The sequence below is a fragment of the Paenibacillus sp. Cedars genome (genome assembly GCF_003184205.1).
GTDB lineage: Bacteria > Bacillota > Bacilli > Paenibacillales > Paenibacillaceae > Paenibacillus_AQ > Paenibacillus_AQ glucanolyticus.
This window is the reverse complement of the sequence record NZ_CP020866.1, coordinates 2,784,916-2,797,280: the sequence shown is the minus strand read 5'-3', so window position 1 is coordinate 2,797,280 and position 12,365 is coordinate 2,784,916. Positions and strand designations below refer to the sequence as shown.

Here is a 12,365-nt window from a genome sequence, read left to right as displayed (position 1 = left end):
TAATAGAGAGGAGTTGATCATCATGCCATACGAACCGATCAGACGAGAGCCGTTAAAACAGATGTTGGATAAACTTCGGGAGGCCATTTATAAGCCGGTTGCCGAGTTGGACGTGACGGCATGGGTGACTCCCGAGCCGGTAACTTACGAAGAGCGAATGTCCGGCACGGAAGTTACACTCGCTCATGGAGAGCGATGGGGATTGTTGTGGGACTGTGCCTGGTTTCGATTTTCAGGCAGGATTCCGGAAGCTAGCCCAAGCGAAAACGTTGTCCTGCTGCTGGATGTGAGCGGTGAGCTGTGTTTGGTCGATCAAGAAGGATCACCTGTACAAGGATTGACCACCGTTAATTCTGAATTCGATTTTTCATTAGGGCTCCCCGGCAAGCGTGTTGTCCAGCTTCATGAGATGTTTATGAACGGGCAGGAAATTGAAGTGTGGGCTGATGGGGGCAATAACGATTTATTCGGTAACTACCGGGGAGGAACGTTGAAAGAGGCAATGATTGCGATCAGCCGGGAGGATATCCGAAGCCTCTACTACGATACGGAGGTGCTCTTGGAAACGGCAGAGCAGCTTCCTGACGGAAGCGCCCGCAAGGAGAGGATGTATCAGACGCTCTATGACGTCTCTATGCTGCTGGCAGAGTTTTCAGAAGAGCGCTTAGAGCAAGCGAAAAAACGATTGGGTGAGCAGCTGAGCTTGCAGGGAGGAGATCATGTCCTCACCATCAGCGCCGTTGGCCATGCACATATCGATTTAGCCTGGTTATGGCCGATCCGGGAGACGATCCGTAAAGGAGCCAGAACGTTCTCAACCGCGCTGCGCATGATGGAACGCTATCCTGATTATGTGTTCGGCGCAAGCCAGCCCCAACTGTATGAGTGGATCAAACAGCGTTATCCCAAGCTGTATGCCCAGATCAAGGAGCGGGTACGCGAAGGCAGATGGGAACCCCAAGGTGCCATGTGGGTGGAGTCGGATACCAATGTACCCGGGGGCGAATCTCTGGTGCGCCAGATTTTATACGGCAAACGTTACTTTCAGCAGGAATTCGGGCTGGAGATGAAGTCGCTCTGGATGCCGGACGTGTTCGGATACTCCGCCAGCTTGCCTCAAATATTGAAGAAATCCGGCGTCGATTACATGATGACCCAGAAGCTTTCCTGGAGCGAATACAATCGGTATCCGCACCATTCCTTTCTGTGGGAGGGGATCGACGGCTCGGCCGTATTGACGCATATGCCGCCCGAGGATACCTACAACAGTCCGGCGGCTCCGCGTTCCATCGTGAAGGCAGAGCGAGAGTACTTGGATAAAAATGTATCCGGTCATGCGCTGATGCTCTTCGGGATCGGAGACGGTGGCGGTGGTCCCGGTGAGGAGCATCTGGAGCGGCTGTCACGAGAGAAGAACCTGCTTGGCCTGTCCCCCGTCACGCAGGAGCCTTCGTGGAAATTCTTCGAACGGCTGAATAAAGAGCGGGCGAGATTCCAGACTTGGCGCGGCGAGCTTTATCTGGAGAAGCATCAAGGTACCCTCACCAGTCAGGCTAGAAGCAAGCGGTATAACCGCAAGATGGAGAAAGCGCTGCGCGAATTGGAGTTCGCCTCCGTATTGGCGGCCGCCCGGTTAGGACGGTCTTATCCATCCGAGCTGCTGGAGACGATCTGGAAGGAAGTGCTTCTCTATCAGTTCCATGACATCCTTCCGGGCTCTTCCATCCAGCGTGTGTACGATGAGTCGCTCATACGGTATGAGGAACTATTACAGCAGACAGAAGCCATGATCACGGACACCTACAGCTTTTTAGCCGATCACATTACATCTCAAGTTGATGGCTCCGCAAGGATCGTGGTATTCAATTCACTGCCTTGGACACGAGAGGAATGGCTTCACATGGAAGGACGATGGCGCAAAGTGCGGGTTCCGTCTATGGGCTATACCGTGATCGCAGATGGAGTTGATCTAAGCTCAGAGGATGAAGCAGCGTCCAGCATTGAGATGGTTCCGGAAACCTGGGATTCGGGAATACGTGTTACAGCTGAAGGACACAGCATAGAGAGCGATACCTTTATCGTGCAATTTGATCAAAACGGTGCCATCCTCTCGATTCTGGATAAAGCCGAGGCTCGTGAAGTCATCCCGCAAGGCCGTCTGGGCAATGACCTTCGCGTCTATCATGACAATGGGGACGCTTGGGATTTCCGTCATGACTATGCAGTAAATCCGGGCATGCCGTTAACTCTGCGCCGCATCCGCGAGCTTCGCGATGGTCCACGAATCGGGCTGTTCTTCGAATACAGCTACGGGGAGTCCTCGCTCTCCCAAACCGTAGTTCTGACAGAGGGCAGCCGACGGATTGATTTCGAGACCCGCGCGGACTGGAGAGAAGACGGTAAAATGCTGCGCACCTCTTTTCCGGTTCATATCCGTGCCGATCAGGTCCATTGCGAGATCCAGTTCGGCAGCTTGAGCAGGCCGACTCACCGCAATACGATGTGGGACTTCGCGAAAGATGAGATATGCGCACATCAATGGATCGACTTGTCCGAACCGGATTATGGAGTCGCACTGCTCAATGATTGCAAGTATGGCCATAGGGTCATCGAGAACGTGCTGGATCTGAACTTGCTGCGCAGCAGCTCCTATCCGGATCCGGCAGCGGATCGTGCAGAACATGCGTTCACGTATTCGTTATATCCGCATCCAGGAAACCATGTGCAGGCCGAAGTCTATCGAAGAGGTCATGAACTGAACATCCCGCTTCGAACGGTTTCCATGTCATCTCCGCCCGATCCGGAGAACGGACAATTGCCTTATACGACAGCATTTGTGGAGCCGGACCATCCGTACATCATGGTGGAATCCGTCAAGAAAGCCGAGGATGGCGATGACATCATCATCCGGCTGTATGAAACTTCCGGAACTCATGCCAAAGCGGCCCTCCGGCTTGGATTCCAGGCACTCGAAGCCTGGATGGCTGATCTGATGGAGAACATCCTTTCACCGCTTCCGATTGCCGAGTCATCGGAGATCGCATTAGCCTTCACGCCATTTCAAATCATCACGCTGCGATTAAAATTACCGCAGGTATAAGCAGGGGCGTCTACCCGCCCCCCATGAGAAAGGAGAGGTGGGAATGTGATTAAGCAACGAATAACAAACCATCGATTGATGAAGCGAATCTGGCAGCACAAGCTTTTCTATTTGTTCATGCTGCCCGGCATTGTCTGGTTTTTCCTGTTCTCCTACGTGCCTCTGTATGGAATTCAAGTCGCCTTCAGGGATTATACCTTTGTCGGCGGATTCACGGGGAGTCCATGGGCAGGCTTCAAGTACTTTGAACAATTTTTCAATTATTATCAATCCGGCGACATCATCCGCAACACCGTCATCATCAGCCTCATGAAGCTGCTGATCGGATTTCCGATGCCGATCATTCTTGCACTCCTGTTAAATGAAGTCCGGAAATTGAAATTCAAGAAGACGATTCAGACCCTATCTTACTTGCCGTACTTCGTATCCTGGATCGTGGTGGTCACGTTGATGCAAAGACTGCTTACTCCGTATGGTGGTCCGGTCAATGACTTACTGGGTTCATTAGGAACGGAATCGATCCAGTTTCTCAACAACCCCACCTGGTTCTATCAGATGATTGTGGGCTCCGATATCTGGAAGAACATCGGTTGGAATTCCATTATCTTTATGGCCGCCATTGCGGGTATAGATCAGCAGCTGTACGAGGCTGCCAAGATGGATGGCGCAGGCCGATTTCGGCAGATGTGGCACATAACGCTTCCAGGTATCCGCAATGTGGCCATCATATTATTCATTCTCGCCGTAGGCAATCTGATGAGTGCGGGTTATGAGCAGCTGCTCCTCCTGAATGGACCTGCAACCGCGAGCATGGGCAGCGTACTCGACGTGCACGCGATCAACTCCGGTATCCGGGAAGGGCGTCTCAGCTACGCCGCGGCTGTCGGACTGTTCCAAAGCATTATCGGGCTTATCCTGGTTCTGACCGTCAATCGGATCGCCCGCAAAGTCAGTGATGTATCCCTGTTCTAAGGAGGTGACGTTATGAAACGCAAATGGTCCCTGTTCTCAATCGTGAACTATACCTTTCTTGCTTTGGTTGGTTTCTCCATGATCTACCCGTTTATTTACATCCTGGCTTATTCCCTGAATGACGGCAAGGATTCGATGCAGGGGGCGATTTATTTCCTTCCTCGTAAATTTACGCTTGAAAACTATGCCCAAGTGTTCGATAACGCCCGCATTTGGAAAGCGTATCAAATTACGCTCATGCGCACCGTGCTGGGAACCTTCCTGCATGTGGTCCTGTCTACGCTTATGGCCTATGCGCTTTCCAAAAAGACGCTGCCGGGCCGTTCCTTTTTTACCTTTTATATCTTTTTGCCTACGATTTTCAGTGCCGGGTTCATCCCATTCTTCATTACGCTTCAGAAACTGCATCTGATCAACAGCTTCTGGGTATACGTGCTGCCCATGCTGTTCAATTTCATGCATATCGTCATCATTCGGACGTTTCTGCAAGGGATCCCGGAGGAACTGGAGGAATCGGCCCGCATCGACGGGTATGGCGATTTTCAAATCTTCCTGCGGATTATACTGCCTCTTTCCGGGCCGGTGCTGGCCACCATCTCGCTCTTTATCGGGGTGTCGCATTGGAATGACTGGTTCTCGGGTGCTTATTACGTATCCAACAAGGATTTGATTCCGGTGCAGACTCTATTGCAAGAAATGCTGACGGAAGCAGAGGCGCTATCCAATTCGATGCAGCGCGCAGCCCAGCAGGGCGGACAGACGATTGGAGGTACCAGCGGCGCAGGAGCAACGCCAGAATCGCTCCGCATGGCCTTGCTTGTCATCACGGTCTTCCCGATATTGTGTATTTATCCATTTCTGCAGCGGTATTTCGTAAAGGGGGTTATGATCGGTTCGGTTAAAGGTTAGGTCATCCTGACCCGGAATTTGCAAAGGCTTGTAACAAGATCATGGAAATCCATATTCCAGGAGGCGATTGGTTTGAACAGGATTTGGTCGAAAGGCATATCCCTATTGCTCGTGTCCATCATGGTAAGCGGTTTGTTGATCAGCTGCACGAATTCATCAGGGAACGGAGATAACGGAGAAGGCGCTGAAGGAGAGAATTCATACAAACTCAAAATACTGCACAATTGGAACGGTTCCAACGGCTCCGATACGATAACTCCTGTGGAGGAAGTCATTAAGGAGAAGACCGGTGTTACCCTTCAGTGGGAATATACCAAAGGCAGTGAGACGGAGAAGGTCAACCAGATCTTCGCCACGCAGGATTTACCGGATATTTATACCGGTCCCGCATGGGGAGGGGAGCTGGACGGCATCATCAAGGCGGCCAAGGAAGGACAATTGGTTGACATATCCGACAAATTGAAGGATTACCCGAATCTGTCCAAATCCATAGTGGAAGAAAACGTACCGCCTGCATTATACGAAAAAGCGATTGATGCTTATGACGGCAAAAAATATTTACTCCTCCAAAATCAGCCTGCGACCAACGAGGACGGCATGGATTGGCTCTACGGCTTCTATGTTCGCAAGGACATCGCCGAGAAGGTCGGCGTCGATCCGCAGTCTGTCGTGACGAAGGAGGATTTCTATAACTTCCTCAAAAAAATCAAGGACGCCAAGCTGCAGGAGAACGGCCAGCCGGTCTTTCCGCTTGGCGGGTTCAGCAACGGCTGGGCCGTGGGTATCGGCAACACCATGTTCTACTCAGGGGCCAGCTATGTTGACAAAGGCGATGGAACGGTAGAACGTGACTTCTTCACCAAAGGCTATGAAGAATACACGCTGTTCTATCGTAAGCTGGTCGAGGAAGGGCTGTTGGATCCTGAAGCCTTTACTCAGACAGATCCGATCGCCAAGGAGAAAATCAATCAAGGTCGCATCGCCATCCTAGCCGCGCATTACCCGGCTATACTGGACGCCTCCAAGGAATATGTCACCTCCCATCCAGGAAGCGACTACATTCCACTCGGTCCGTTGGAGCGTGCGGACGTTGAGCCGAACCGGCCGGTGGATCTTGGTATTCAAGGCAATAACGTGACAGCGATCACGAAGAACTGCAAGGGCGCCTGCGTTGACGCAGCGTTGAAATTTCTCGATTTCATGGCTTCGGACGAAGGCTTCATGCTGGCCCGGTACGGGGTGCAGGGCGTCCACTGGGACATGAAGGACGGCAAGCCTGCTGCCAATCAAGAATGGTTTGACAAATTCAGCACGGATACCAACATGAAGCAACGCAAGAACGAGGGCATCAGCATCGGCCTTGAATCACTGACGGGTCTGGACCGTATTAATTCCGCTGCCGGGGGAGATATCTGGGCCGAACAGGAACGGCTTGATGCCATGGAGCAAGCTCGCAAAATCCTCCGTCCGAACGGTATTCATGTCATTACAGCGTATAATCCGGGTGATGTGATTACGAAAGCACCGGAATGGGAGATGTTGAAACCTTCGATGGATCGAATGGGAGATGCCTGGAAGGAAGCAGTGTTTGCCAAATCGGATGAAGCTGCGATGAGCATCATTAACGACCTTCGCGAGCAGCTCCGAAACACCGGATATGAGAAAGCCATGCAGTTCACGAACGAAAATCTGCAAGGAAAAGAAGTAGTGACTGTCCAAATGCCGAACTGACCGTAATCATGACTTCCCTTAATAAGGGAGTCCGGCAAACCTCAAAAGGCTTCGCAGCACCTTGACGCACAAGGAGGGCGAGGCCTTTCGCCGTATTAAGTTCCCAATCGCAAGGAGATCCTTGGCGTCATGAAGAATAAACTAAAGGAGTTGAAGGTAGATGACAACGAATTTCAGACCTTTTAGACCTCCGTCCGTACCTCTGGTAACCGTAGATCCTTATTTCAGCGTATGGTCCGCTGCGGATCAACTGTACGATGATCATACCCGGCATTGGACGAACAAGATCCATGGTATGGTGGGACTTGCGATCATTGATGGCAAGACCCGACGCTTTATGGGGAGAGTGGGTATGCAGGATTCAACCCATTTCCAAGAACCTGAGACGCTTGATCAAACCGATCTGACGGTCGAGCCAGTAACCACCCGGTATACATTCCAGGGGGAAGGCATCGAGCTTCAGGTTCGGTTCACCACACCTCTATTGCTGGATGATCTCGATGTGTTATCAAGGCCGGTCACCTATGTGACGTATGAGGTTCGTTCTATGGATGGAGCATCACATCAAGTGAAAATCTATTTCGATGTGACAGGCGAATGGTGTGTTGATACACCGGATCAACAGGTGACTTGGGAGCATCATGTGATGGATGGGCAATGGAATGCCATGTCGATGGGCACCGTGGAACAGCCGGTGCTAAAACTTGCCGGGGACGATACGAGAATCGATTGGGGATACGTCTATTTGGCGGTTCCTCGAACGCCTCGTATCCAGACGGTCATTCATTCCGCATCAACTCGTGAGTCGTATGTTCTAAGCGGTCAATTACCGGCGGAAGATGATACTCAGAAGCCGAGAGCTGTTTCCGATAACATGCCGATCATGGCAGCAGAGATTGATATGGGTGTCATCCAGGAAGAGCCAGTGACTCAGTACCTGATGCTTGCGTATGACGATGTTCACGCTATCGAATATTTTCACAAACCGCTGGATGCGTACTGGAAACGAAACGGGTTAACGTTCCGAGACATGCTGTTAATGAGCGCCCAGCAATATGAAGAGATCCAGCGAAGATGTGATCGCTTTAATCGGGAACTGCTGACCGAGAGCCAAGCCGCAGGCGGTGAGAAGTATAGGGACATCCTGGCGTTAACGTACAGACAGGCGATTGCCGCGCATAAATTGGTAACCGATGAAGCGGGAGCTGTTCTATTTTTCTCCAAAGAGAATTTCAGTAATGGATGCATCGCTACCGTCGATGTCAGCTACCCGTCGATTCCGTTGTTCCTTCGATATAACCTTGAATTGATTAAAGGCATGATGCGTCCGATTTATAGATATGCCATGAGCCGTGATTGGACGTTTGATTTTGCCCCGCATGACGCAGGGACTTATCCTAAGGCTAACGGACAGGTTTACGGCGAGAACAAGCTTGAATACCAAATGCCGATTGAGGAATGCGGGAACATGCTCTTGATGGCTGCGGCGGTGAGCAAGTATGAGGGAAATGCGGAGTTTGCCCGGGAACACTGGGGTCTTCTTACGAAATGGGCGGGGTATTTACTTCAGAACGGACTTGATCCTGAAAATCAGCTGTGTACCGATGATTTTGCCGGACATTTGGCACACAACGCCAACCTCTCCATTAAGGCGATCTTGGGCATTGCTGCTTATGCGTATATGTGCGACAAACTCAATTTACAGGAAGGAGCCGTTTACCTTGAAGCCGCGCAGAAGATGGCCAATGAATGGGTAGCCATGGCTGATGCCGGAGATCACTATAAACTGACTTTTGACAGTCCGAACGATTCATGGAGCATGAAATACAATCTGGTGTGGGACCGCCTGCTTGGTTTGCACCTGTTTCCGGAAGAGGTTGCGGTTCAAGAGCTGGCATATTACCAGCAGCAACAGAACCGGTATGGCTATCCGCTGGACAGCCGCGATACGTATACAAAATCCGATTGGCTGGTATGGTGTGCCTCTATGAGCACTACGCCGGAGTTGTTCCAATCATTGATCTCGCCTTTATGGGATTTCATGAATGAGACCTCCGCTCGCGTCCCGGTAACGGATTGGTATGACACGATCTCCGGCAGGCAGATGAATTTCCAGAATCGTTCCGTTGTCGGGGGATTCTTCATCCAACTTCTCATGAAAGAGTTCATGAATGAATCAACCGCAAATTCGAGTGAAGACAGGTGATGCAGGTGAATAACGTTAAGCCGGAAGCTCGTATGGACTTCAACCTATTGAAGCGGGAATTTATGAATCCGCAAGCCGCGTATCGTCCGCAGCCTTTTTGGTTTTTGAACTATGAGCTTGAGAAGGCGGAACTGGAGAGCCAGATTCAAGCGATGTTTGAAGCGGGTGTTGGGGGTGTCGTTCTGCATGCTCGTCATGGTATGCAAATTCCATACCTGTCGCCAGCATTTATGGAGGTACTGGAATTCTGCACAATGGAGTGCGAGAAACGAAATATGGTGGTTTGGCTGTACGATGAGGATAATTGGCCAAGCGGCACGCTGGGCGGTAAGCTGACGCGGCAGCATCCGGAATATCGCATGCATTACTTAAGGGTGGAGGAGAAAAGGTATTCGCGCGCGGCAGATTCAGAAGCAATACGGCTGGATTTTGCCTGCCATGATCATAATGAGCTAATCGCCATTCTGGCTTATCGTGCTACCCGGAGTGACGAGGAATGGCTGCTGCATGACGATCCCGAAGATATTACACATTTATGGGGACGGGATTGGACTCCGACTACGGAGGACGCCTATATCGTGCTGGCCTGTTGGTCCTGCGAAATCGCGGAAGGCATCACGTTTGCCCAAGGGTATTATCTGGATACACTTAATCCGGAAGCCGTTCAGACCTTCATTCAGATGGCATATGAACCGTTTCTGCCTCTGCAGAAATATTACGGCTCCACCATTCAAGGTGTGTTTACCGACGAGCCAGGGCTTATGATCCATGATGGTTTCTTCGGCGTGGAGGCGATCCGAACGGCGGTGAATGATGTAGGCGCTACCTTGCCGGGCATGGTTTTTGCTTGGACATTTGGGATGAGGGAGCGGTTTCAAGAGGAGAACGGGTATGATCTGGTCCCAAGACTAGGCGCTTTATTATATGGCATGGCGGATGGCAGCCGCTCAACCAAACAGCAATATTATGATTCGATTACCCGCTGGTACGTTGAGGGCTATCATGCAGCTATCCGGACATGGTGTGAGCAATATGGCTTGTTATACATCGGTCATACGCTGGAGGAGCCGGTCTGGGGACAGGCCCGATCCCAAGGGAATCAGACGCGGGTGCTGCAGCAGTTCCATTACGCAGGGGTGGATTATCTCACGGCGGGCATCGGCACGAAGGAGAATCCACACCGCATCGTGTCCGTTAAAACAGCGGCCTCTGTCGCACAACTGAACGGGAAGGAACGAGTGATCTGCGAATCCTTCGGTGCAAGCGGTCACGGCTACTCCATGCGCCAACGGCGGCTGGATGCGAATTTCATGGCATTTCTGGGTGTGAACCTGTTCATCCCTCATGCATTCTATTATTCATTTGCAGGATACCGGAAGACCGATTTCCCGCCGACCGAATTCAAACATGCGCCGCATTGGCCGCATTATCAGTCCTTTGCTGATTATATCGGACGTTTGAGTGTACTGGGTGCTTCGACGAAGCGGAAGCCCGAAGTGCTATTGTTGTCCCCTATCCACACGGTGTACGAATGTATGTTCCTGTCCGGGCAATCGGATCAACATCCTTCTGCTGACAAATGGTTCTCAATCTTGTCAGATCGCCTGCTTCGCAGCTCCATTGATTATGATTATGTCGATGAATGCCAGCTGAGAGAGGCAGAAATCGTTCCTGGAGCAGGGTATCGATTTTACGGGGATGAGAACATATATTCGGTTTTGATCATGCCGGGGATTCAGGTGATGTCCAAGGATGTCGCCGCGAGGCTTGTTTCCTTCGTTAAACAGGGCGGAACGCTCATTGCGGTAGGGGCTATTCCGAAGCATAGCGAGCGTATGCGGCAGGATCCAGAGCTGACGAAGCTTATGAATGAGCTATTTCAGCCGCATCCGCGGCATGGTGAAATATATGCAATGGGGAAGGGATACACTCAGTATTATTCCCTAGAGGATACGGCTCATGAAGCGTCCATGATCATGGATAACAATCATAGTTCTGCACGTGACCATGACCAGGAAGAGGGAGTATGTAACGACACTGCTGCAACTCTTGATGAGCAAGAGAAGGTACCCTTGCCAGATCTGTTTGAGCGATTTTGTGTTCATGTAAGCAGGCTGCTAAGGATTTCACCGACCCTGCGTTGGCAGCTTGAAGATGGGCGAAATCGGGATTTGATCTATGTGGAACGTATGTTCGACAATCAGCTGCATACTTGGCTGATGAATTGGTCAGAGCAGTCTGTCACGATCAGGCTGGATCCAGGAGCAGCGAAGGATTGTATAGAAGAATGGGACTTGAAGAGCGGAAAGGTTCAGCAGTTGAGCCATGGTGCAACTCTATCCTTTGCGCCTGGAGAGCTACGCATATTCTCGGTTACATCTGGTGAGAGTTCATATATGCATCAAGAACATACGTTCTTTAACAGGAGCGAAGAGAACAGCATCTCCGAAGTTGTGGCTATTCTGCAGGATCCATGGCAGTTCCAAACCACTGAGCCGAACGTTCTTCTGCTCGATCAATGGCAGGTCACTTTGAATGACCGACAGTCCAAAATGAATGCAACGATGCCCGGACAGGTGAATACGTATCGGACTACGTTTACCATGACACAGGAATTGATAGGCCTTGTGCAGTCTGCGAGTCGTTCTGGTCCTTCGAATAAATCCGGAAGTGACAGGCCGACTGAGATAGAGCTGGTTCTGGACGATGTTGAGCAGAACATCCCTTCACATATCGGTTTCCTGCAGCGCAGGCGGAATCTTGAGATTTTTGTTAATGGCGTCCGGCAAGATGCGCTGCGCCCATCAACTTGGCAGGACTCCCACTATAAGCGTGTAGATATCACTAAGCATTTGGTTGCGGGCGAGAATGAGCTGGAGATTCTGACGGTATCTTTATTGGAGCCGATGGCGGCGATCTCGTTTCCAGCCTTTCTGTTAGGACCATTTATAATAGAAGGTCATATGACACTAAATGTGGAGTCGGAACATATGTTTGGTTCTTGGGACTCGGCCGGCTATCCTTATTATTCAGGAGCGGGAGATTACACTCAGCAAGTAAATTTGGATATGGCTCAACTCCGACTAGCATCAGATGATGAGTTATGGCTGGAAGCCGAGGATATCAGGGAGACAGCTTGCTTATATGTGAATGAGAGGGAGGCAGGTGTCCGTTTATGGCCGCCTTATCACTGGAATATCACGTCCTATGCAGGGCAGGGGAACAACCAAATCACTATACGTGCAGCGAATACTCTTGAGAATTTATATGGAAAATCAGCATTGCCTTCTGGAGTGAATGGACAGGTAAAGTTGGTGCGTCGTTCACGAATCCGGGAAAAAGATCGCAGTCATAACTAAGATATCCCCAAATGACTATAGCCCTGCGTAGGTTATAGTCATTGTCGTCATCTCATAAGTTTACATAATATATAATATGTATACCATT

6 protein-coding genes are annotated in these 12,365 nt (G+C 50.8%); all 6 read left to right on the top strand.

What is annotated here, in order from left to right; all coding sequences use genetic code 11:
* Positions 1 to 22: 22 nt before the first annotated feature.
* The 6 genes from B9D94_RS14495 to B9D94_RS14470 all read left to right on the top strand — a co-directional run bounded on the left by B9D94_RS14495 (position 23) and on the right by B9D94_RS14470 (position 12,277).
* Complete coding sequence (locus B9D94_RS14495; protein WP_148247337.1) at positions 23 to 3,100, top strand: alpha-mannosidase; 3,078 nt, start codon at positions 23 to 25, stop codon at positions 3,098 to 3,100.
* A 45-nt stretch (positions 3,101 to 3,145) separates the two neighbouring features.
* Positions 3,146 to 4,072, top strand: a complete 927-nt coding sequence (locus B9D94_RS14490) for an ABC transporter permease (RefSeq protein ID WP_006210614.1) — start codon at positions 3,146 to 3,148, stop codon at positions 4,070 to 4,072.
* 12 nt (positions 4,073 to 4,084) lie between these two features.
* Positions 4,085 to 4,981, top strand: a complete 897-nt coding sequence (locus B9D94_RS14485) for a carbohydrate ABC transporter permease (RefSeq protein WP_006210615.1) — start codon at positions 4,085 to 4,087, stop codon at positions 4,979 to 4,981.
* A gap of 72 nt (positions 4,982 to 5,053) precedes the next feature.
* Complete coding sequence (locus tag B9D94_RS14480; protein ID WP_148247336.1) at positions 5,054 to 6,712, top strand: extracellular solute-binding protein; 1,659 nt, start codon at positions 5,054 to 5,056, stop codon at positions 6,710 to 6,712.
* A 160-nt stretch (positions 6,713 to 6,872) separates the two neighbouring features.
* Positions 6,873 to 8,918, top strand: a complete 2,046-nt coding sequence (locus tag B9D94_RS14475) for a glutaminase family protein (RefSeq protein ID WP_148247335.1) — start codon at positions 6,873 to 6,875, stop codon at positions 8,916 to 8,918.
* Positions 8,918 to 12,277, top strand: coding sequence for a glycosyl hydrolase (locus B9D94_RS14470; protein ID WP_148248793.1), 3,360 nt, complete (start codon positions 8,918 to 8,920; stop codon positions 12,275 to 12,277). The genes B9D94_RS14475 and B9D94_RS14470 overlap by 1 nt, the downstream gene beginning before the upstream one ends.
* Positions 12,278 to 12,365: the final 88 nt, after the last annotated feature.